22 protein-coding genes are annotated in these 21,785 nt (G+C 65.3%); 7 read left to right on the plus strand and 15 right to left on the minus strand.

All coding sequences use genetic code 11. The features are described 5' to 3' along the window. Nucleotides 1–41: 41 nt before the first annotated feature. From AC5V87_RS10435 to AC5V87_RS10460, 6 genes are all read right to left on the minus strand, one after another. Entirely contained in the window at nucleotides 42–2,417 is a 2,376-nt protein-coding gene (locus AC5V87_RS10435) for a TonB-dependent receptor (protein WP_495370900.1), read from the minus strand. 143 nt (nucleotides 2,418–2,560) lie between these two features. Continuing rightward, nucleotides 2,561–2,971: a DUF2946 domain-containing protein gene (locus tag AC5V87_RS10440; protein ID WP_495370901.1), complete on the minus strand. Its 411-nt coding sequence runs from the start codon at nucleotides 2,969–2,971 to the stop codon at nucleotides 2,561–2,563. A gap of 261 nt (nucleotides 2,972–3,232) precedes the next feature. Then, a complete protein-coding gene (locus tag AC5V87_RS10445; protein WP_495370902.1) occupies nucleotides 3,233–5,296 on the minus strand; it encodes a hypothetical protein in 2,064 nt (687 codons plus the stop codon). Nucleotides 5,297–5,423: 127 nt separating this feature from the next. Continuing rightward, on the minus strand, nucleotides 5,424–8,237 hold the full coding sequence (locus tag AC5V87_RS10450; RefSeq protein ID WP_495370903.1) for a DUF4159 domain-containing protein: 2,814 nt from the start codon (nucleotides 8,235–8,237) through the stop codon (nucleotides 5,424–5,426). Further along, nucleotides 8,234–9,178 (minus strand): DUF58 domain-containing protein, encoded by a 945-nt coding sequence (locus tag AC5V87_RS10455; protein ID WP_456840191.1) that lies wholly within the window; start codon nucleotides 9,176–9,178, stop codon nucleotides 8,234–8,236. Before AC5V87_RS10455 ends, AC5V87_RS10450 begins: the two co-directional genes overlap by 4 nt. Continuing rightward, nucleotides 9,178–10,176, minus strand: coding sequence for an AAA family ATPase (locus AC5V87_RS10460; RefSeq protein ID WP_283081336.1), 999 nt, complete (start codon nucleotides 10,174–10,176; stop codon nucleotides 9,178–9,180). Before AC5V87_RS10460 ends, AC5V87_RS10455 begins: the two co-directional genes overlap by 1 nt. A 275-nt stretch (nucleotides 10,177–10,451) precedes the next feature. On the opposite strand from AC5V87_RS10460, the gene AC5V87_RS10465 reads away from it, so the two are divergent. The 6 genes from AC5V87_RS10465 (at nucleotide 10,452) to AC5V87_RS10490 (ending at nucleotide 14,695) form a co-directional block, all read left to right on the plus strand. Beyond that, nucleotides 10,452–11,063: a DUF1285 domain-containing protein gene (locus tag AC5V87_RS10465; protein ID WP_456840190.1), complete on the plus strand. Its 612-nt coding sequence runs from the start codon at nucleotides 10,452–10,454 to the stop codon at nucleotides 11,061–11,063. After that, entirely contained in the window at nucleotides 11,060–11,743 is a 684-nt protein-coding gene (locus AC5V87_RS10470) for a CoA pyrophosphatase (RefSeq protein WP_495370904.1), read from the plus strand. Before AC5V87_RS10465 ends, AC5V87_RS10470 begins: the two co-directional genes overlap by 4 nt. Then, nucleotides 11,740–12,003: a DUF6111 family protein gene (locus AC5V87_RS10475; protein WP_456840188.1), complete on the plus strand. Its 264-nt coding sequence runs from the start codon at nucleotides 11,740–11,742 to the stop codon at nucleotides 12,001–12,003. Before AC5V87_RS10470 ends, AC5V87_RS10475 begins: the two co-directional genes overlap by 4 nt. A 10-nt stretch (nucleotides 12,004–12,013) precedes the next feature. Further along, nucleotides 12,014–13,270, plus strand: coding sequence for a CCA tRNA nucleotidyltransferase (locus AC5V87_RS10480; RefSeq protein WP_495370906.1), 1,257 nt, complete (start codon nucleotides 12,014–12,016; stop codon nucleotides 13,268–13,270). Further along, on the plus strand, nucleotides 13,267–14,037 hold the full coding sequence (locus AC5V87_RS10485) for a TSUP family transporter (protein ID WP_495370907.1): 771 nt from the start codon (nucleotides 13,267–13,269) through the stop codon (nucleotides 14,035–14,037). The genes AC5V87_RS10480 and AC5V87_RS10485 overlap by 4 nt, the downstream gene beginning before the upstream one ends. Nucleotides 14,038–14,182: 145 nt before the next feature. After that, on the plus strand, nucleotides 14,183–14,695 hold the full coding sequence (locus tag AC5V87_RS10490; protein ID WP_495370908.1) for a lipocalin-like domain-containing protein: 513 nt from the start codon (nucleotides 14,183–14,185) through the stop codon (nucleotides 14,693–14,695). Nucleotides 14,696–14,840: 145 nt separating this feature from the next. Here AC5V87_RS10490 and AC5V87_RS10495 read toward each other — a convergent pair whose 3' ends face one another. From AC5V87_RS10495 to AC5V87_RS10510, 4 genes are all read right to left on the minus strand, one after another. After that, nucleotides 14,841–15,164, minus strand: coding sequence for a GcrA family cell cycle regulator (locus AC5V87_RS10495; protein ID WP_456840184.1), 324 nt, complete (start codon nucleotides 15,162–15,164; stop codon nucleotides 14,841–14,843). 140 nt (nucleotides 15,165–15,304) lie between these two features. Continuing rightward, nucleotides 15,305–15,490, minus strand: coding sequence for a hypothetical protein (locus AC5V87_RS10500; protein ID WP_495370909.1), 186 nt, complete (start codon nucleotides 15,488–15,490; stop codon nucleotides 15,305–15,307). 149 nt (nucleotides 15,491–15,639) lie between these two features. Next, on the minus strand, nucleotides 15,640–15,951 hold the full coding sequence (locus AC5V87_RS10505) for a hypothetical protein (RefSeq protein ID WP_495371877.1): 312 nt from the start codon (nucleotides 15,949–15,951) through the stop codon (nucleotides 15,640–15,642). A gap of 166 nt (nucleotides 15,952–16,117) precedes the next feature. Further along, nucleotides 16,118–16,333 (minus strand): dodecin family protein, encoded by a 216-nt coding sequence (locus tag AC5V87_RS10510; RefSeq protein WP_495370910.1) that lies wholly within the window; start codon nucleotides 16,331–16,333, stop codon nucleotides 16,118–16,120. A gap of 316 nt (nucleotides 16,334–16,649) precedes the next feature. Here AC5V87_RS10510 and AC5V87_RS10515 point away from each other — a divergent pair, with 316 nt between their 5' ends. Further along, nucleotides 16,650–17,291 carry a glutathione S-transferase family protein gene (locus tag AC5V87_RS10515; protein ID WP_495370911.1) on the plus strand — a complete coding sequence of 214 codons (642 nt, stop codon included), beginning with the start codon at nucleotides 16,650–16,652 and terminating at the stop codon, nucleotides 17,289–17,291. Nucleotides 17,292–17,783: 492 nt separating this feature from the next. Here the strand turns inward: AC5V87_RS10515 and AC5V87_RS10520 are convergent, their stop codons facing one another. The 5 genes from AC5V87_RS10520 to AC5V87_RS10540 form a co-directional block, all read right to left on the minus strand. Beyond that, on the minus strand, nucleotides 17,784–18,008 hold the full coding sequence (locus AC5V87_RS10520; protein ID WP_495370912.1) for a YodC family protein: 225 nt from the start codon (nucleotides 18,006–18,008) through the stop codon (nucleotides 17,784–17,786). Nucleotides 18,009–18,113: 105 nt separating this feature from the next. Then, nucleotides 18,114–19,145 carry a hypothetical protein gene (locus AC5V87_RS10525; RefSeq protein ID WP_495370913.1) on the minus strand — a complete coding sequence of 344 codons (1,032 nt, stop codon included), beginning with the start codon at nucleotides 19,143–19,145 and terminating at the stop codon, nucleotides 18,114–18,116. Between the two features lie 520 nt (nucleotides 19,146–19,665). Beyond that, complete coding sequence (locus tag AC5V87_RS10530) at nucleotides 19,666–20,415, minus strand: HAD family hydrolase (RefSeq protein ID WP_495370914.1); 750 nt, start codon at nucleotides 20,413–20,415, stop codon at nucleotides 19,666–19,668. Next, nucleotides 20,406–21,293, minus strand: coding sequence for an oxygen-dependent coproporphyrinogen oxidase (hemF, locus tag AC5V87_RS10535; RefSeq protein ID WP_495370915.1), 888 nt, complete (start codon nucleotides 21,291–21,293; stop codon nucleotides 20,406–20,408). The genes AC5V87_RS10530 and hemF overlap by 10 nt, the downstream gene beginning before the upstream one ends. 118 nt (nucleotides 21,294–21,411) lie before the next feature. Beyond that, entirely contained in the window at nucleotides 21,412–21,777 is a 366-nt protein-coding gene (locus AC5V87_RS10540) for a 6-pyruvoyl trahydropterin synthase family protein (RefSeq protein ID WP_456840175.1), read from the minus strand. Nucleotides 21,778–21,785: the final 8 nt, after the last annotated feature.

Below are 21,785 nucleotides of genomic sequence, written 5' to 3' on the forward strand. Positions count from 1 at the left end.
TCGACCAAGCGCAACGATGTCCTTCAGGCCCCGGCCCAAGCCTAGAACTTGAAGTTCGCGAACGCCCGCACGCCAATGCCGGGCAGCAGCACCTGGTCCTTGGTGTAGGAAACGGCGTTGCGGATGTTTTCGTTGAGCAAATTGTTGCCGAGAAGTCCTACCGTCATCTCGCGCGCGCCGAACCAGGAAGGATCGAGCTTGGTCTTGTAGCTGACTTCGGCCTTCAACAGATTGTAGCCGGGCGTCGGGGTTTCCGCGATCGGGGCGATATCGTTCTGTGCAAAGGCATGCAGGAGGTTGACGCGCATGAGCCAGTTGTCGTCGCGCCAGTAGACGCCGCCGCCGACGCGCATCGGGGGAATCCGTGGCACGTTGGTGCCGTCCGTGAAGGTGGCGCGCACGATGTCGAACTGGTTCTCGATGCCCCAGATGCCGCCGTTCAGTGGCCCGACATCGAGCTGGCTCTGGAACTCGCCGCCGCGGAAGATGGCGTCGCGCTGCGAATATCTCGCTTGCTGCAGCTCAAGTTGGTCCGGATTGGCTATGTCCACACAAGCCGCACTGTCGCATGTGTTGCCGGTCAAGCGGCGGAATATGAAGCCGTTGAACTTCGTGTAGTAGCCGGTGAGTTCGAATCGCAACGGCCCTGTCGCCCGCCGTAACCCGACCTCGATCGATTTTGCGGTCTCTATGCCGAGATTCGGATCGCCGATATCGAAGGTGGCCGTGGCATCATGGGCCCCGCGTGAAAACAGCTCTGCCGGCTTCGGCGCGCGTTCGACGTATTGACCGGTAACGCTGGCGACCAGATCCCACGGCAGATTCTGGATCAGGCCGATGCTCGCGCTCTTTGGCGTGAAGTTCAGATTGCGCGGCGTGGCGGGACCAATACTGGCCGGGTCGACGTTGACGTCGAACACGGGAGGTATGAATGCCGGCGTCGTCCCCGCGAGGTTGACGTGCTCGATGCGTCCGGCAATCTGCGCCTTGGTGGTCTCGCTGAATTTCAGCTCGTTGAAGACGTAACCGGCGACCCTGTTGTTGTTGTTAGGGTTCCACAATCCGTTGAGCGGGCTGCCCGGATCGTCCGGGCTTGGGGCGGTCAGCTCCTGATGGCCTCCCTGCAGGCCGAACGCGGTGGTTACCTGCGCGAAGCGGGCGTTGAACGGCATCATCTGCACTTCAACGCGCGCCTCCTGCTCCTTGTTGGTGAAGGTCTGGCGTACGCCGTCGCTGAAGGGATCGGCTGGGTCGGCCAGCCCAAGCTCGTTGTGCCGGTAGTCGGTCGCGCCGGCCCAGAGACGGATCGCATCGATGGCCGCCGCATCCGGCCGGTACTCGCCCTTCATCGTGATTTTGGTCTGATGCGCATCGATCCGGGTGTCGTGGTCGGCGCCATCGATGCCAGGGACGTGATAAAGCGAATCGTTCTGCGTGATGGCAGCGCCAATAAAGCCGCCTGTGAAGATATACGAGCCGCCGATCGAGGCGCCGTCCGCTTGCATAGCCGAATTCGGCTGCTGTCCACCGACCGGTCGGGTGTGGTCGAACAGGTAGGGATAGCTGGGGATGTTGTAGTCGCTGGCCTTGCGACCATAGGCATCGGCATGAAACGCGAAATTGCCTCCGCCGGTATCGAGCAGGATGCCGCCGTCGACGCCACGATCAACGGAGTTCACCGCCATTCGCGTCTCGACGTTCACGCAAGGCGCCGATGGCGCATTAGCCAGCGGCGCTTTCGTTGGCAGTCCGTAGGTCTGGAACGGAGGGGCCGCGCATGTGGGCAGGGCGTCCGGAATGCGGTTGTTGGTCGCACTCACGATGCCGCCGATCGACGTCGAGCCGTAACGCATCGCTGCCGGACCGCGAATGACCTCGACCTGGTTGGTGGCAAGCGGATCGATCGGCACGAAATGATCTTCGCCGAGATCCGAGGCGCCGCCGGCGTTATTGCCGTTCTCGAGAATTCCAACCCGATTGACGTCAAGGCCGCGAATGATCGGCCTGCTCGACGCTCCCGGCGCAAAGGTTGAACCGGTGATGCCGGGCTTGGAGAACAGGAGGTCGCCGAGCTGGGCGGTGCCCTCACGGCGAATTTCCTCGTTCGGCACCACGGTCACCGTTGCGAACTGATCGGTCACGACCTGCAGCACGCCCTGCTGCGGCGTTGCCGGGGCCGCCGGCGTGGTTTCCGCCGCGCGTTCGCGGCTGCGTGTCCGCGCGGTTCGTGTGGCGCGGACGGGGGTGCGGGACGGCACGACCGCACGGCGGACGATGGGACTGGGAGCCGTTACGGTGACGGAGGGAAGCTCGGTGGCGGCCGGCTTATCTTGCGCCAGCGCCGGGGTCGCGGCGACGCCGAGCAGGAGCAGACTTGCTCCGCTCAGGCGCTGCGCGCGTCGCAATTCAAATGACATGATCCTGATTCCTGTCAGGCGGCCGTCCGAATGTATGCTTGTTGATCGGAGGCGGCCTGCCGTCGCGGCGCGACGGAATTCGACTTCAGCGGCTCTTGGGCGTTCGCCGACTGCGGCGGGCCCAGGGGTGATCAATCGATGGATCAGGAGACGGGAGGAGCGCGTGGCTGGAACGCGGAGCCGGCCGATTCCAGATGGATGAATTCGGCGTCCGTGGTGCGGTGGAGAAGCTCGATCGCTTGCGGCAAGAGCAGCAGAGGCGGCGTCGCGAACGAGACCGTGCCGGCCATCGCGACCAATGCGCAGATCGCGCAATTGTCGTCACCCGGCTGCTCGCGGTCGGGCTTTGCTGGAGACTGCTTCTGGACCGCCGCGTGGTCGGTCGACGCGATGGTCTTGGCAGTCCCCTTGGCGCTGTCGGCCAGTTGCGACTGCGCCAGCGGCGCGGCCTGCGCGAACCAGTGGCTGTGGCCGAAGGTCAGCGCGAGCTGCACCAGCATCGCGAACAACGCGAGCCGGGCACCGTGCCTGATATTCGACCGGAACCACTTCATCTGCAAACGCCACCCCGCATCGCGAGACGCCCATAAGGCGTCGCGATGTTATATTGTAACATCGCAAGAGACGGGAGCGGATGTCAACCGCGGGAGCGCTGGATCGCGCGGCGTGGCCGCGCGATGTGTCATTCGTGCAACTGCGTGCGAGGAGATCAGGCCTAACTAAATTAGTGCGGCGCGCATTCTCTCCCTTGTGAGGAGGGAATGGGGAGAGCGCTGATGGTGGCCAGATTGAATTCGACGTCTACTCAGCACGCCTCATCGCCCCTCGCGGACCCAGGTCGCGGCGAAGGCGCCGAGCAGGAGGAGCAGGCCGATCAGGCCGGCGAAGATCGGCAGCACGCCGACGCCCTTCACGACGCTGGCGTCGCGCATCCGCACGCCCATCCAGCCGTCGCCGGCGAAGACACTCGCCGAGCGCGACGGCACGATGCGCGGCAGCTCGACGCTGGAGCCACTGGCGACGCGCACGGCATTGCCGCCGGTCGCCTGCGTCAGCGGCCTCAACGTCTCGGTGGTGGAGGTGACCTCCGAAAACTCCTTCGGATTGGTCGGGCCGACATTGATCAGCGCCTTCAGCGTGCCGTCGGTGGCCTGCCACAGGCCGAGCTCATTGGCCGGCAGGCTGGCGCGCCACTCGCCGGGATCACCGGCGCTCAGCGTCAGGTCGCGCGACACGCCCGATGGCGAGGTCACGCTGACGGGGGGAACGCTGTCGGTCATGGTCTGGCGCACCACGACGAGATCCTTGCCCTGCACCTGGAGGCGCAGCGCCTCTTCGTCGAGATCAGGCTGCTTCATCAGCCAGTGCGACATCCGCCTGAGCAGATCGAGATGCGGCCCGCCACCTTCATAGCCGCGCGCCCACAGCCAGATGTGGTCGGAGAGCAGCAGCGCGACACGGCCCTCGCCGAAGCGCGACAGGAACAGAAGCGGCTTGCCGTCCACGCCGGTCATGACAGGCGGGTTGACCGCATTGCGGGTGTCCACGGTGCGGAAGAAGCGGCTCCAATGCGGCGGCTCGCTGGCCGAGCCTTCCAGCCCGCGCGTGACGGGATGGCGTTTGCCGATGTCGGAGAGATGCGCATAGAACGGCTTTTCGGTCACGCCGACGGGCTCGGCCGGCAGCACCGAATCCAGCGGCGTGCGCCAGATGCTGGTGTTGGAGGCATAGTCCGGACCGGCCGAGACCAGCACCGCGCCGCCCGCGCGGACATAACGCGCGATGTTGTCGAAATAGGCGATCGGAAGCACGCCCTGGCGGGCGTAGCGGTCGAAGATGATCAGCTGGAATTCGTTGATCTTCTGCTGGAACAGCTCGCGGGTCGGAAACGCGATCAGCGACAATTCGTTGATCGGCGTGCCGTCCTGCTTCTCCGGCGGACGTAGAATCGTAAAGTGCACGAGGTCGACGCTGGCGTCGGACTTCAAGAGATTGCGCCAGGTGCGCTCGCCGGAATGCGGCTCGCCGGAGACCAGCAGCACGCGCAACTTGTCGCGCACGCCGTCGATGGCGACGACGGCGCGATTGTTCACCGGCGTCAGCTCGCGTTCCAGCGGCGAGGCCTCGATCTCGACGATGTTCGGGCCGGCATGCTTGATGTCGACGTCGACGCTCGCGGTCTGGCCGCTCGAGAGCGTGCGCTCGTTGATGGTCTCGCCGTCGCGGCGGACCGTGACCTTGGCGCGTTCGCCGGAGACGCCCTGGTCATCGAGGCGGTAGGTGATGGTCTGGCTCTGGCCGACGATGCCGAAGCGCGGCGCCGCGGTGATCGCGATGCGGCGGTCGCGCTCGTCCTTCTGCCCGGTGATCAGCGCGTGCACCGGTGCCTGGAAGCCGAGCGCGGCGGCACTGGCCGGAATATCGTGGACGCGGCCGTCGGTGATCAGGAACGCGCCGGCGACGCGGTCGACCGGCACGTCCGACAAGGTCGAGGCGAGGGCGCCGAACAGCCGCGTGCCGTCGGTCTCGCCATCGGCCTGTCCGGCGTCGACGACGCGAACCTCGAGCCCCTTGATCTTCTTCAGGCCGTCGACCAGCGCTTCCTGCGCCTGGGCTGCCTCGCGATTGCGGTTGCCGAAATTCTGGCTCGGGCTCTTGTCGACGACGACGGCCGCGACCGAAGTGAGGGGATCGCGGTCCTCGCGGGTGAAGGAGGGATTGGCGAGCGCCAGCAGGAACAGCGCCAGCGCCGCCACGCGCACGGCCGCGCCGCGCGCGCGCGCCACCAGCAGCAAAAGCGCAATGACCACGATCGCAGCGAGCGCGATCCACAGCACGATCGCGGGTACAAGCGGCGTAAAGGCGATGCCGTAATTCATCAGACAAACCTATCGACTTCATTCCGGAGCGATGCGAAGCATCGAATCCGGAATCTCGAGATTCCGGATCTGGTCCTTCGGACCATTCCGGAATGACGGGGTGTGTAGCTCAAGCTCGTCACCCGCATCATTGTCCCAGCCGTTCAATCAACGCGGGCGCGTGCACCTGGTCGGCCTTGTAGTTGCCGGTCAGGGTGTACATCACGATATTGGCGCCGGCACGGTAGGCGAATTCGCGCTGGCGGGGGTCGCCGCCGACGACGGGCAGCATGGACTGGCCGTCGGGCCGCACCGCCCAGGCGCCGGCGAGATCGTTCGAGGTGATGATGATCGGCGAGACGCCGTCACCGCCGCGCGCCGGCCGCTGCGCAGCCTCGTCGTCCTCTTCGCGCGGCAGGGTCTCGACCCAGGTCTGGCCGGTGCTGAAGCGGCCGGGGAAGTCGCGCAGCAGATAGAAGGTCTTGGTCAGCACGTGCTCGCGCGGCACCGGTTCGAGCTCGGGGACGTCGAGCGACGACAGGATCTCGCGCAGCGTCCGCATCGCCGGGGTCTGCGACGCGCCGTTGTCGCCCGGCCCAGCCTCGATGGCGTCGCGGGTGTCGAACAGCACGGTGCCGCCCTGCTTCATGTAGGCGTCGATCTTGTTGATCGCGTCCTGCGGCGGCTTGGGCGCGCCGGGCACGATGGGCCAGTAGATCAGCGGGAAGAAGGCGAGCTCGTCGCGCGCGGGATCGACGCCGACGGGATCGCCGGCCTCGAGCGCGGTGCGCTGCGCCAGGAACAGCGTCAGTCCGGACATGCCGGCCTTGACGATGGAATCGACGTCGGCGTTGCCGGTGACGACGTAGGCGAGTCGGGTTTGCGACACCGCCTTCATCGCGAACTCGTCGGACGCGCTGTCGGCGCGCAATGGCGTGGGCGAGAGCGATGCGAGGCCTGCGAGCACGAGGCCAAGCACGATCGCTGCGGTCGCGGCACGGCGGCGCAGCAGCGCGGCGAGGCCGCCGCCGAGCACCGCGACGATGATGGCGTCGATCAGGAACAGCGCCAGCGCCGTCGACAGCAGCCAGCCGCGCAGGTCGCGCGGCTCGGCATTGGTGTAGGTGGCGTGCCGGGCGCGCAAGCTGGTGGTATTCAGCGCGGCGATGCGGTCGGCAGCGGCAAGTGTGTTCACGGCGAGCGGTCCTTCTGCCGGACCATAGAAGCCAGGCGGATGATCGGGGGTGGCGCGGTCGCGATAATCCGCAGGCAGCGGCTTCGCGGTCGCCGGCGGCGGGCCGAACGCGCCAAAACCGTCGAGGATGTGCAGCGGCGCCACCGTCTCGGTGGTGGCCTCGGCGGCAACGCCGGCCCCGGGCTTGGCGGTGTAGCCGGACATGTCGACGACGCGCCTCAGCATTTCGACGAAGGTGCCCGACATCGGCAGATCCGACCAGCGCATGTCAGCGCTGACATGGAACAGGCTGACGAGGCCCTTGCCGCGATGCTCGCCGGTGACCAGCGGCGTGCCGTCCTCCAGCGAGGCCCAGCTCTTGGTGGCGAGCACGGCATCGGGCTCGGCCAGCACCTGCCGGCTCACGGTAACGTCCTTCGGCACGGCGACGCCGGCGAATGGACCGTCGGCGGCGAAGGAGGCGAGATGCTGCGGCTTCTCCCAGGTCAGGCTGCCGCCGAGCGTGCGGCCGCCCTTGCGCAGCTTGACCGGCACGAGGTCGTCCTCGGCCTGCGCGAGGCGGGGGCCTGCGAACCGCACCAGCACGCCGCCTCCGTCGATCCAGGCGTTGAGGCGCTCGCGCACATCCGGCGCGATGGTGCCGACATCGGCGAGGACGATCATCGGCAGCTTCTGGTCGAGGAACTGGGTGATGCCCTGCTGCGGCGAGCCCTTGTCGGCGAGCCGCACGTCGGCGAACGGCGCCAGCGCGCGGGTGAGATAGAAGGTCGGCGCCAGCAGCGGCTGCGCGGTCTCGCTGGTCGAGCCCGAGACGATTCCGATGGCGCGGCGGCGCCAGCGCTTGTCGAGCAGCTGCACTGCGCCGGCGGAGCGCTCGCCCGAGATCTCGAGCCGCGTGATGTCGTTGCGCAGCTCGACCGGCAGGTCGAACGCGGCGTCGGTCTCCTTGTCCTGTGGGCCGAACGAGAAGCGCGCCTCGCCGATCGGCGAGGCCTTCTGGTCGAGCGCGCGCACGATGCCCGCGGCAATGCCGCTGTCGGTGCGCAGCACCTTCACCGTCATCTTCGCCGCGGCGTTCTCGGCCGCGACCAGCGCCAGCGGCGCGGAGGTGCCGCCTTCGAAAATGGTCAGGTTTCGATCGCCGATGGTCTTGCCGAGGCCAGTCACGAATTCCTCGCCGCGGCCGGTGTCGACGCCGTCGGACAGCCAGGCGATCTCGCAGTCACCGGTTGCCTTCAGGAAACGGTCGATCGCGGTCAGGGTCTCGACCCGGTCGATCGAATAGGGCTTTGGCGCGAGCTGCCGCAGCGCGACGCGCGCAGCGCCTGCCGGCATCAGCGTGATGTCGCGGTTCGGCTCCGACAGCGGCACCAGCGCGATCGCGCGGCGGTCGTTGTCGGCATTGGCGATCAATTCGTCGGCCGCCCTGATCCGGATGTCCCAGTTCGAGGCCGCGCTCCAGCCGTCGTCGAACATGATCATCAGCGGCGCCTTGCTGCCGGCAAGCCCGTTCTGCGGATTCCAGATCGGGCCGGCAGCGGCGAAGATGACGAGCGCCGCGGCGAGCAGGCGCAATGCGGTCAACCACCACGGCGTCCGCGACGGCGTCTCTTCCCTCGGTGCGATGTCGAACAACAGGCGCGTCGGCGGAAACTCGATGCGGCGCGGCCGCGGCGGCATCACGCGGAGCAGCCACCACAGCACGGGCAGGCTGACGAGGCCGATCAGGAGCAGCGGTTCGGTGAAGGCGAGCGGCAGTCCCATCATGCGGCCGGCCCCGCCTTGATGGTCGTGGTGCGCGCGCCCGACTTGCTCACCTGCATGCCGGCGTGCAGATACAGCAACAGTTCGGCAGCCGAGCGGTCGGTCGCATGGGTCGTGAACAGCCAGTCGAGCTTGCTCGTCTCGGCACGGATCTGGTCGCGGTGCAGCGCGAGGCGCGCGGTGTAGTCCTGCACCCAGCTCTCGGCGCGGCCGGCGGTGATCACGCCGAAGCCTTCAGGCTCGACGAACTCGATGCGTCCGGAATAGGGGAAGGATTCCTCGGCGGGATCGACGATCTGCACCAGCGTGCCATGCGCGCCGGAGCCGGAGAGACCTGCGAGCATGGTCCTGATCTCCGCGATCGGCGACCAGAAATCCGACAGCACGATGATCTCGGCCAGCGCCGCCGGCACGAAGGACGGCGGCAGGCTGAGCCGGTCGGCATCGTCATGCAGCATCGCCTGCGCCATCTTATCGATGACGCTGCGGCTCGCGGTCGGCGCCATCAGCCCGGGAATGCCGACGCGCTCGCCGCCGGAGACCAGCAGCTCGGCCAGCGCGAAGGCGACGATCAGCGTACGCTCCAGCTTGGACTCGCGCGCGACCTTCGAGGCGAACGCCATCGACGGCGAGCGATCGGGCCAGATCCACACCGTGTGCGAGGCTTCCCATTCGAGCTCGCGGACATAGAGATGGTCGTCGCGCGCCGAGCGGCGCCAATCGACGTTCTGCGCCGGCTCGCCGGAGACGAAGCGGCGGTATTGCCAGAAATTCTCGCCGGAGCCGGCACGGCGGCGGCCGTGCAGGCCGTGGATGACGTTGGCGGCGATGCGGCGGGCTTCCAACACCAGGCGCGGCAGCGAAGCGGCGAGCGTGCGGCTTTCGCCATCGGCACGTCGGATCGCGATGATCTCCTTTGCTGTGTGCCCGGTCTCTGCGGCCATCAACCGATCCGTGTCTTGAGTTGCCTGATCACGTCCGGAATCGTGCGGCCTTCGGCGCGCGCCTGGAACGTCAAGGCCATACGGTGCTTCAGCACGGGCTCGGCGAGATCGAGCACGTCGTCGACCGAGGGGGCGAGGCGGCCGTCGATCAGCGCGCGGGCACGCACGGCCAGCATCAGGGATTGGCTGGCGCGCGGGCCGGGGCCCCAGGCGATGAACTTGCCGGCTTCGCCGCTCTCCGCGCCCGGACGGGCCGAGCGCACCAGCGATAGGATCGCCTCCACCACGGAATCGCCGACCGGCAGGCGGCGCACCAGCCGCTGCGCGGTGATCAGCGCGTCCGCGCTCATCGAGCCCTTCGCCAGCGTCTCTTCCGCACCTGTCGTCTCGAACAGGATGCGGCGCTCGGCATCGCGATCGGGATAGTCGACGTCGATCTCCATCAGGAAGCGGTCGAGCTGCGCTTCCGGCAGCGGATAGGTGCCTTCCTGCTCCAGCGGGTTTTGCGTCGCGAGCACGTGGAATGGCTTGGGCAGATCGTGACGCGCGCCGGCGACGGTGATGTGCTGCTCCTGCATCGCCTGCAGCAGCGCCGACTGCGTGCGGGGGCTCGCGCGGTTGATCTCGTCGGCCATCAGCAGCTGCGCGAACACCGGACCGGCAATGAAGCGGAACGCGCGCCTGCCGGCGGTGCTCTCGTCCAGCACCTCGGCGCCGAGAATGTCCGACGGCATCAAATCGGGCGTGAACTGGATGCGCTTGGCATCGAGACCGAGCGTGACGCCGAGCGTTTCGACCAGCTTGGTCTTGGCGAGGCCCGGCACGCCGATCAAGAGCGCATGGCCGCCGGAGAGGATCGTCACCAGCGTGTTCTCGACGACGCGATCCTGGCCGAAGATGACGGAGCCGATCGCCTCCTTCGCCGCGCGAATCTGGCTCGACACCTGCTCGGCCGAACGGACGATCCCGTCCTCGAGTTTCTCGACACTCTCCGCCATTCGCTCGCTCCTTCAGCCTGCCACGAGGCTTGCTTGCGTCGTCACATCAGCACGTCGGCTGGATCATGGGCCCCATGCTAGACTTGCAGGAAGGCCATGTATTCGTTGAATTAACCTATCCCCACCTTATCGGCTTCGGGTTATGTACGGCATCACGAAGTGGCGACCTCCACACCGGACTAGTCCGGGGTGGAACCGAGCGCCCGATGACAACGTAGACCTGCACCATTCGTGCCAAACGACATTCGTGCCAAATGACAAAGTCAGGGCAAACCATGGCGAACCAAGGGCAGAGCGCCGATCGCGGTCTTGAGGGGCTGACTGCCGCCGCCAAAAGTGCTGCCAGTGCCGAAGGCGCCAAAAAGGGCCTGCCTCCGGTGCATCTGTGGAATCCGCCGTTTTGCGGCGATCTCGACATCCGAATCGCGTCCGATGGTACTTGGTTCTACATGGGGACGCCAATCGGCCGTCACGCGCTGGTGCGCCTGTTCTCGACCATCCTCAAGCGCGAGGGCGACAAGCATTTCCTGGTCACGCCGGTCGAAAAGGTCGGCATCCGCGTCGACGACGCGCCGTTCATGGCGGTCGAGATGCTGAAGAGCGGCGAGGACAACCATCGCGTGCTGAGCTTCCGCACCAATGTCGACGACTGGGTCACCTGCGATGCCGCGCACCGGCTGCGCTTCGAGCAGGCCGAGGATGGCGGGCTGACGCCGTATCTGCACGTGCGCGCAGATCTCTGGGCCAAGGTCACCCGCGCGCTCTATTACGATCTGGTTGACATGGGCGAGGAGCGGATGATCGATGGCCAGCCGATGTTCGGCGTCGAGTCGGCCGGCGAGTTCTTCGCCATGGCCGACGCGGAGCAGGTGAGGGCCGCGCTTTGAACAAGCCTATCCCCAAGAGTGGCCCTGAGCGTGAGCCCGTCGCGATCGGCGCGCCGGAGTTTTTCGCGCGGTCCCGGGCAAGGCTCGGCTTCGATGTGCCGCCCGGCCTCTACGATCCCAACATCATTCCCGCCTCGGGTGATCCCGGCACCGACAAGATGCTGGAGATCATCGCGCGCGAGCAGCCGGTGCGCCCCGCAGCGGTCCTGATCGCGGTGGTGGACCATCCCGAGCCGACCATCCTGCTGACGCAGCGCTCGGCGCATCTCAACGACCATGCCGGCCAGATCGCCTTTCCCGGCGGCAAGATCGATGCGACCGATTCCTCGCCGCTCGATGCGGCGCTGCGCGAGGCCGAGGAGGAGGTCGGGCTGTCCAGGGATTTCGTCGAGCCGATCGGCTATCTCGATCTCTACGGCACCGCCTTCGGCTTTCGCATCCTGCCGACGGTTGCGAGGGTCCGCCCGGGCTTCTCGCTCACGATCAACCATTCCGAGGTTGATGATGCCTTCGAGGTGCCGCTATCCTTCCTGATGAACCCGGCGAACCACCAGGTGCACAGCAAGGAATTCCGCGGCATGGAGCGTTTCTATTACGCGATGCCGTTCGCGGAGCGCTACATCTGGGGTGCGACGGCCGGGATGCTGCGTGTGTTGTATGAGCGGATCTATTCATCATGATCCGGACGGTTCTGACCGAGATCGGAATCTTCCTCATCCCCTTTGCCGTCTACGCGCTATTCCTGGCCGCCAGCCGCTCCGGCCTGTTCGTGCAATCGTCCTGGCCGGTCACGGTCCTCGCGCGCCTCGTGCTGGCGGCACTGGTGCTGGTGATCGCAGGCCTGATCGGTCTTGCGCATTTCTCCGGTGCGGCGCCGGATTCGACCTACACGCCCGCCCATATCGAGAACGGCAAGCTCGTGCCGGGCGTGGAAAGATAGGGGCGGGCCGATGAGCGCGGAGCCGTTGCTTGCGCAAGCGCCCTGGCTGATCTCCGGCGGCACCGCGCGCGTGCTGAAGCTGCTCAACGCCGACGGCGAGGAGGCACGCGTGGTCGGCGGCGCCGTGCGCAACGCGCTGCTCGGTCTCGTGCCCGGCGACATCGACATCGCGACCACGGCGCTGCCGGACGAGGTGATCCGCCGGGCCAAGGCGGCCGGCATCAAGAGCGTGCCGACCGGCGTCGAGCACGGCACCGTCACCCTCGTCATCGACGGCCATCCGTACGAGGTCACGACGCTGCGCGAGGACACCGAGACCTTCGGCCGCAAGGCCAAGGTCGCGTTCGGCCGTGACTGGGTCAAGGACGCCGAGCGGCGCGACTTCACCATGAACGGCCTGTCGGTCGATGCGAGCGGCGTCGTCTACGACCATGTCGGCGGCATCGCCGATGCCAAGGCGCGGCGCGTGCGCTTCATCGGCGATCCCGATCAGCGCATCGCCGAGGATTATTTGCGCATCCTGCGCTTCTTCCGCATCCACGCCGCGTTCGGCGCCGGCGAGCCCGACCGCGGCGGCTATCTCGCATGCATCCGCGGACGCGCGGGGCTGGCCAGCCTGTCAGCGGAGCGGGTGCGCATGGAGATGCTGAAGCTGCTGGTGGCACCAGGCGCATCCGCCGCCGCGCTGGCGATGACCGAGGGCGGCTTGCTGCAGGCGCTGATCGGCGGCGTCGCCTATACCGGGCCGCTCTCGGCGATGATCGCGATCGAGCGCGAGCTCGGCCTCACCGCAAGCGCAACGCGGCGCCTCGCCGCGCTGGCGGTCGCCGTGACCGAGGATGCCAAGCGCGTCGCGATGCGCCTACGGCTCTCCAATGCCGAGGCCAGGGCGCTGGATTCGATGGGCCATCGCTGGTGGCGCTTCGCCGCCAAGGACGAGGCCCATGCGCGGCGGCTGCTCTACCGGCTCGGCGCGGAGCGCTATCAGGATCGCGTGCTGCTGGCCTGGGCCCGGGACGGCGGCGATACCGGCTCGTCGCGCTGGCGCGCGCTCGCCGAGCTGCCGCAGCGCTGGACCGCGCCGAAATTTCCGCTGAAGGCCGCCGATTTCATCGCGCGTGGTCTCGCCGAAGGTCCCGCGCTCGGGCACGTGTTGACGCTCGCCGAGGACGCTTGGCTTGCAGCGGATTTTCCCCTAGAGGAAGCCGCGCTCGCTTCCATCGCCGATCAAGCTGCGGCACGCATCAGCCGCGACCAGAAAAATTGACCATCGCATCAGGCTTCGCCGACATCTCGCTTCCGCAGCTCCTGCTGGTCGCGATGATGGCGTTGTTTGCTTCGATCATCGGCGGTCTTGCCGGCTACGGCACCGGCGCCTTGATGCCCTTGGTGCTGGTGCCGCTGGTCGGCGCCGAGCCGGTGGTGCCGATCATCGCGATCTCGGCGATGCTGACCAATGCGAGCCGCGCCCTTGCCTATGTCCGCTATGCCGACCGCCGCCGCGCATTGATCGTGCTCGCCTGCGCCGCGCTGACGACCGCGCTCGGCGCCTACGGCTACACGCGCCTCACCAACGCGGGCGCTGCAATCGTGATCGGCGCCATGCTGATCCTGAGCGTGCCGCTGCGCCGCGTGCTCCGCCGCCGCAAGGTCAGGATCGGCGACACCGGCCTTGCCGCGGGCTCGGTCGGCTACGGCGTGCTGGTCGGCGGCACGTCCGGCTCCGGCGTGATCCTGCTCTCGCTGTTGATGGCCGCCGGCCTCGAAGGCGCCGCCGTAATCGCCACCGACGCGATGATCTCGCTCGGCACCGGCCTCGTCAAGATCTCGGTGTTCGGCCTCGCCGGCGCAGTGACGACGCAGGTGCTCGCCTTCGCGCTGTTGATCGGCGGTGTGGCCGTGCCCGGCGCGTTCCTGGCAAAAGCCTTCGTCGAGCGGATGAGCGTGCACATTCACACCGCGATCCTCGACGTCGCGGTGATCACCGGCGGGCTGGTGATGATCTCGGCGGCGGCGCGGCAGCTGATCGCATAGATGCGGATCGAAGCTCGTCAGGGCGTGTGCGCAAAGACGCTGGCTCCGAGTGCAAATTAGCCGTCATCGGCGGCCTTTAACCTCATTGCTGACATTCCGGGCGCCGCGTAGTCTTGCCGACGTTGCGAGAAAGCAGGGGCGTCTCATGGATAGGCGTTATGCAGTTGGTCTTTGCGCGAAGGCGTTGATCTTGCTGGTCGTGTTCCCGAACGCCAGCATCGCCCAGGGAACGTCTCTTCGGGATCAATTGGTAGGCACCTGGACTTATGTGTCCAGCACCGCGACCAGTGAAGATGGCAGTGCCGTAGAACGGCCCAAGCTACAAGGTGCGGTCACCTATACCGCCGACGGTCATTTTCATTTCATTACTGTCCGCTCCGACGCTCCAAAATATGCATCGGGCGATTCTGCACGTCCCTCCGCCGAGGAGGCCATGGCAATTGCCTCAGGTGTCGTCGCCTACACCGGGACATACAAAGTGGACGAGAGCACCAAGACGATCCACGTCAACATCGAAACGAGTTCGTTTCCGAATTTGGTCGGAGCGCCAAATCAACGGCGGATCGTGCAATCGATCAGCGACGAAGAATTGAAGTTTACAAATCCGCGCACCCCGGCCGGCATTACGCTGGAGCTAGTGTTCAAACGAGCGAAATGACGCTCCAAGCAGCGGTTTGCCCCCGGCGTTAGCGTGCTTCTGGCACATCGCGCCCCTGCTCGATCCAGTGCACCAGGTGGCGCTCAACCCGCAGAGTTGGGCGATCTCCTCGCGCCGCGGGCCCGGCCGTGCGTGCGGCCAGCTCCTAGCCGGTGTTTCTGACCGCCTCAGCCAGAATGGCGTAAAGCTGCTGCTTGCTGAATTCCTTGGGCTGCCGCTTGTCGGCTTTGTTCCGCGACACCTTCTGTGCGGCTCGATTGGTGCAGGCTGCCGATGACATCAGCTTCGGGGGCGGCCTTATCTTGGGTCTTGCCGTCGGCGGCTTGCGGCCGCGCCTCAGGCCCTGACGGGTCAGCATGCCGCAGACCGCGTTACGACTGCAGCCGAGACGACGTGCAATCTCCGCCGCGCTCCGTCCTGCGGACCAGAGCCTCTTGAGAAGCGCTATGTCTTTCGCGTCCCAGCCCATGGGAGACATTATAAAGCCAACCGTCGAACGCGCGCTAGTCTAAAGCATGATCCGGAAAAGTGCGAAGCGGTTTTCCGGAAAGATCATGCGTACACAACAACCCAAAGCGCGACGACGATTCATCCAAATCTTATCGCGCTCTAGTCTTCGTCCGGCTCGCGCACGACCGCCGGTTCGTCATCGTCATCTTCCTCTTCGTCGTCTTCGTCCTCGTCGTCTCCGTCGTCTTCGTCGGGATCTCTGGGCGGCATCGCCGCGCCCGTAGGCACGGGCGGTGTCCAGCCGGCCGCTGGGGTGAAAAGTGCCTCGGAGGTGCGTTGCTTCATGTTGTTGCTACTCCTCGAAAGGAACGCGCAGTCGCACGTTCCCGGTTGACGACATGCACATGCTCAGAGGCGCGGTCGCTGCTAGCGCGACGGGGATCCGGTTGACGCATCAGCCGCGGGCGGCACCCGCCACGCAAGCGGTGACGTGGCTACCTCATGCCTGAGGACCCGTGGGGCTCCATGTTCACCAAAACCTCGCCGGCGAAGATCTCGGGAACTCCGAGATCGAGGTCAAGCAGACTTGCTTGAACGAACGCCAGTATCTTGGCGTTCGCCGCCTCGGCGCTTTCGCGGTCCTCGAATATCATCACGGCGATACCAACGCCGTCGCCCGCATCCAGCACATGGTAAGATCTGAATCCGGGCGATTGCCTCAGGATCTCGCCGACGCCGCTCTTGGCGCGGCGGGCAGCGTCCGCCACCGAACGAACCTTGGTGTACTTGCGAATGACCATGTACATGAGGTCACCACGCGCCACACGCCCCCACGCATCAAAACATATCGATCCCGATCAGACTAGGGCCTACTTCCGAGATGGCTTACACCGGCCTGTTCGGCGGGCCGCGCAGGCGCGCCTTGTTCCAATGAGACGTCCTCGCCCCGCAAGCGGGGCGAGGTGCCGAGGCTCAGGAGCCCTCGAATTTGAACGATACGTTGAGCTTGGCGCGATAGGCCTCGACTCTTCCATTCTCATCCAGCTGCATATCGAGCTTGACGACCTCCGCGATGCGAAGATCTCGGAGCGATTTTGCAGCTTGCTCGACCGCATTGGCGGCCGCCTTCTCCCACGACTCGCTGCTGGTACCGACCAGTTCTATGACTTTGTAGACGCTATCGGGCATGTCGTCCTCCTGTCCGGTATGACCCAGGAAATCTAGCATTAGGCGGGTAGGCGGAAAAACGTCCGATTGGCTGTCACTTTTCTGACCGGGATCGCAATACGATCCAGTTCAAGTCGCCGGCAAAATGTCGTGTCTCCACGAGAGTGCACGTCGCGAGGCGAGCCGACAGGTTCAATCCGTGCTTGCGACGGCCAGCCGTGTCGGCGACGAGCAGCACCATCAGGATATGCGCCAAGCCTTGCGCGTACTATGCACCATCGATAGTTCATTGCGCGATCGGCTTACCTCTCTAGCTCGAATCCAGGAACGCTTAACCATGCTCACCGTCTATGGCGAAGGTCGCGGCTTCCGTGTCGTTTGGCTGCTCGAGGAATTGGGATTGGCTTATCAGCTGCGCCCGGTCGATCTTCTGGCAGCCGAGGTTGATCGCGATTTCCTCGCCATCAACCCCGCCGGCTTCATTCCCGCACTGCAGGACGGTGAGACGATCATGGTCGAATCGATCGCGATTCTGCAGTATCTGCTCGTCCGCTACGGCTCAGGTTCGCTTGCGGTCGCCCCGGACGATCCCGCCTTCGCTTCCTATCTGCAATTTCTTCACTTGGGCGAGGCCGGGCTCGCCGGGCCGATGAACGCCGTCCTTGTCGGCCGCCAACTGGCGCCCGAAGCCGAGCGAAATGCCCGGGTTACCCGCTGGGCAAGCGAGACCTTCGAGAGCCGGCTGGGATTGGTGATCCGCCGCCTCGCGGATTGCCCCTATCTCGCCGGCGACCGATTCACCGCTGCCGATATCTCGGTGAGCTACGCCCTGCTGCTCGGCCTGCGAACTGGCAACTACGTCCCCGGTCCTACCGAGCGGGACTATCTCACTCGCACGACAGCACGCCCCGCCTACGCCCGAGCGATGGAAAGCTGTCAGGCCACCAAGGCCTGGGCGGCGAGATCACCGGGATTGTAGGGCTCGCGTCAATCCGCAGGGCAATCGCATATGCGGATAATGCTGCAGGTTCGATGTGTCTCGTGAGCAGCCGATCGCTCCACAAACTCGTCATGCCCGGGCATAGCCGTCCGCAAGGACGGCGTCGCTTCGCTCGCCTATGTCCCGGGCATCCACGTCTTGTTTTGCAGGAGTGAAGACGTGGATGGCCGGGACAAGCCCGGCCATGACGATGTGGAAACGGTAGCGCCAAAAATTACGCCGTTTTCATATGCGATAGCCCTGCGTCAATCCGGCTGTGGGCTCCGCGCTTGCGGGTCGACGGCCAGGATCAATATTGAAGCGAGTTCTTAAACGCGAGCGAACTGTCGTGTGCCAAAGCGCGATGAGATTGGGATGAACCGTCATCGCGCTCTAGGTTGTTGTTTGAGCATGATCTTTTCGCGAAACCGCTTCGCATTTTCACGGGAGCGGAAGGCTCCGGCCTAACCAGGACGCGGCCTCAAGGCGTGCCTAATCGTCGTCTTCGTCCTCGTCTTCATCCTCGTCTTCGTCGTCCTCTTCCTCGTCGGGGTCTTCCTCCACCTGCACGAGCGTGGCCAGCGGCAGCGTCTCGCGGAACAGGTCGCCTTCCATGCCCATCCAGAGGCAGAGCACGTCGTCTTCTTTCACTTCCGCGACGGTCAGCGGCTGGCCGCCGGATTTCAGCATCACGACATCGCCGGCTTTCAAGTCCATGGATTGTCCTCCTGAGTGGTCTACGAGGAGGACGCTAGCAAGCCGTCATGACAGGGCGATCACGCAAGGCGCGTGTCGCAGGCAATCGCCGCCTCGGCCCTCGTCTCAACTGTCCGCGTTCGCGAACCGCTTGGCCGGCGAGCATCGGTGGCCGAAGAAGCCGGTCTCGCGCGTCATGTAGCAGAGCAGGCCGGCCGGGCGATATCGCACCCGGATGCGGTCCAGCTGCGCCATCGTCAGGGTCATGAATGCATCGATCCGTCGGGCCTGAAGCTGCAATCCGTGCTGATTGGCTTCCTGCAGCTTGGGGAGTTCCAGCTTTCGGTCGCGCGGAAGCTCGCCGGCGGGCCCGAGGCTCTGCTTGCCGAGCTGACCATACAACGTCTCCGCGCAATGATTCATCACGAGCACGTGGTGCTTGGCACTCAGCCAGTTGACCGTGACGACCTTGTGCAACGGGTTGATCGTGCCATCCGGCTGCCGGGCACAGAGGTTGAGATAGGCCTTCGGCCCATTTGCCTCCGGGTCATTGCAAAGCTCTTCGGTGGGACGCCCCGGATCGGCTCCGTTAAAGATCGCGCCATTGAACTGCGGAAGATTGGCTTCGGCGTTACAGTCGAAATTATACTTGGTGAGCAACGTTTCGGTCAGCGGATCCTGATCAAGAGTCTGCTTGCCAGCGGGATTCCGGCCGAGGTCACTCGGCCAGTCGATGTAGATCTCCGCCTTACGGCCGAAAATGGCGCCGCTCTGTCGCAGGGACGTGCGTGCCTTCCAATAGTCCGTGCCCGGTGCGAGCGTTTTCGTCTCGACCTGCATGAAGGCCCCGCTCAACTGGGGCTTTGGCGCGCCGCTTTGCTCCGCCAATATGTTCTCCTGCTGCGTTTGCACCTGGGCGAACGCATCCGAGATCTCGAGAAAGGTTTTGGTCGCCCATTCCATGTCGGTCTTGGCTTGTTCACCCATCTTCTGGTCGTACAAGTTCATGTACTGGAAGTATCCACCAACCAGTCCGGTCAGCACCGTCACGAGCGACAGGCCTTTGACGAGGGAGAACCCACGATCGAATTTAGTCAGCCAGCTCAGCGGTCCCGCGGCGGGAGGCTGCGTGTGCGTTGCGTCCTTCTCCTGCTCCATTGGTCGCCTCCAACTCGCTCCACGCCCCATGGCACGAGCGTACCGCAATTGGTGATTGCGAACTGTGAGGCATTTCACTTCAAGTGGGGCAGGGGAGCTGCCGAATGTCGGCAGGCAGTGGCTCGCTAGAGCATGATCCGGAAAAGTGCGAAGCGGTTTTCCGGAAAGATCATGCGAAACAAAAACGTAAAGCGCGACGACGATTCATCCAAATCTCATCGCGCTTTAGAGCAATCGCTTTGAAGATTTAGCAGGTCGTCATGCCCGGGCTTGTCCTGGACAAGCCCGGCCATGACACGGTGGATGTTTTGGTGCGCCCAATCATACGCAATTAGCCCCGCCAAGCAGGCAGGTGCAGCTCACGCAGCTGTCCATCGCAGACGTCGCGACGGTGACATCATGCCCCTGTTTTGCCCGACATGTCAACGGCTATTCGGAAAATCAGTAGGTCGTCCTTGAATTTGCCGCCGTCCGGCTACTGTGCATGGGGTTGTTTTCGACTTTTTGCTCCCGTGCCCGATCAAGTCCGGTCCGGCACGAGCTCGGTCAGCGAGCGGATGATGCGGTCGGGCCTGATGGTCGAGCCTGCGGGCAGGCCGTCGCCATGCACGTCGATCCAGATCGCATAGATGCCGAGACGCTGCGGCGTCACGACTTCCCATTCGAGGTTGTCGCCGATCATCCAGGTGTCCTTCGCGGTGACGCCGAGCGCCTCCATCGCGTGCAGATAGGCGCGCTCCTCGGGCTTGCCGAAACCGTGCTCGCCCTCGATCTGGATGTGGTGGAAGCGGTGCGCGAGCTCGAAGCGCTCGACCTTGGCACGCTGGGTATTGGCCGCGCCGTTGGTGACCAGCGCGAGCTTGACGCCGAGCGCTTTCAACTGGTCGATCGCCTCATGCGCGCCGGGGAAGACGAACATCTCCTCCTCGCGATAGGCGGTGAAGCGGTCGGCGATGCGGATGGCGAGTTCGTCGGGGAGAGCAGGGTGGCCGGCCGCGGCGAGCGCGGCGAAGCCGCCCTTGACGGTGATGTGCCGCGCCTCGGCGAGCTTGAGCCGCCACGAGGCGTCCGCATTGGCCCAGAAGTTTCGCGCGAACGCCAGCACCGCGGTTGCAACCTCGTGCGGCGGCAGCGGCGCAAGCTCTGCGACGAATTCGTTGGCGATGGTGTTCCAGGCGATCTCTGGCCGGCCATAGGCCGACAGGATGGTGTCGTCCATGTCGATCAGCATGGCGCGCGGCAGCGGCGGCATTGCAGCGCTCATGGCCATTTCACCTCCGGCGGCAGCGAGGACAGGATGGAATCCACATTGCCGCCGGTCTTGAGCCCGAAGATGGTGCCGCGGTCGTAGAGCAGGTTGAATTCGACATAGCGGCCGCGCCGGATCAGCTGCTCCTCGCGATCAGCAGCCGTCCAGGCGCTCGCGAAATTGCGCCTGACGATGTCAGGATAGACCTTCAGGAAGGCGCGGCCGACATCCTGGGTGAAGGCGAGGTCGGCGTCCCAATCGCCGCTGTCGTGCCAGTCGTAGAAGATGCCGCCGATGCCGCGCGCCTCTTTCCGGTGCGGCAGATAAAAATACTCGTCGCACCACTTCTTGTACTTGTCGTAATCGGCGACGCCGCTCGGCTGATTGCAGGCCTCCTTCATCGCGGCGTGGAAGGCGAGCGTGTCGGCATCCTCCTGCGTGCGCCGGCGCTCGAGCACCGGCGTCAAATCCGCGCCGCCGCCGAACCAGGCCTTGGTGGTGACGACGAAGCGCGTGTTCATGTGCACGGCCGGCACATGCGGATTGCGCATATGCGCAATCAGCGAGATGCCGGAGGCCCAGAAGTTCGGGTCTTCCGCCGCGCCCGGGATCTGCGTGCGAAACTCGGGCGCGAATTCGCCGTGCACGGTCGAGCAATGCACGCCGACCTTCTCGAACAGGCGCCCATGCATCATCGACATCACGCCGCCGCCGCCGGCAGCGCCGCTGTGATCGGTGCGCTGCCAGGGCGTGCGCTTGAAGCGGCCGGCCTCGCCCGGATAGAGGCTTTGCGGTGCGTCGTCCTCGAGCCGCTCGAAGCTTGCGCAGATGTCGTCGCGCAAGGCCTCGAACCAGGCGCGGGCGCGGCTCTTGCGGTCTTCGATTGTCGATGCGTCCATGTTCATTCCAGTGTGGACTGCCGTAGGGTGGGCAAAGGCGCCCTTGCGCCGTGCCCACGATCTGTCTTCGCCATCTCGAATGGTGGGCACGCTACGCTTCGCCCACCCTACGAGATTCTCACGCGTGCGGACCGTAATAGGTGCAGCTCTCGTTGCAACTGTCGCGGTGGATGCTGACGCGGGTCAGCTGGCCGATATGGGCCAGCCGCTCCCAGACGAAGCGCGAGAGGTTTTCCAGCGTCGGCGCGCCCAGCCCCTCGATCTTGTTGAGGTACTTGTGATCGAGCGCGAGCCGCACGTCTTCAATCGCACGCTGGACGAGGCCGAGGTCGACCACCATGCCGGTTGCAGGATCTGGCGTGCCGCGCAGCGTCACCTCAGCGCGGAAGGAGTGGCCGTGGATCTCTTCGCTCGCGGCACCGAAGGTCGTGCCGGATAGTGAATGCGCCGCCTCGAAGCGGAACGATTTCGTCAATTCCCACATTTTTCGAA

This window comes from Bradyrhizobium sp. SOJA106, from assembly GCF_059448745.1.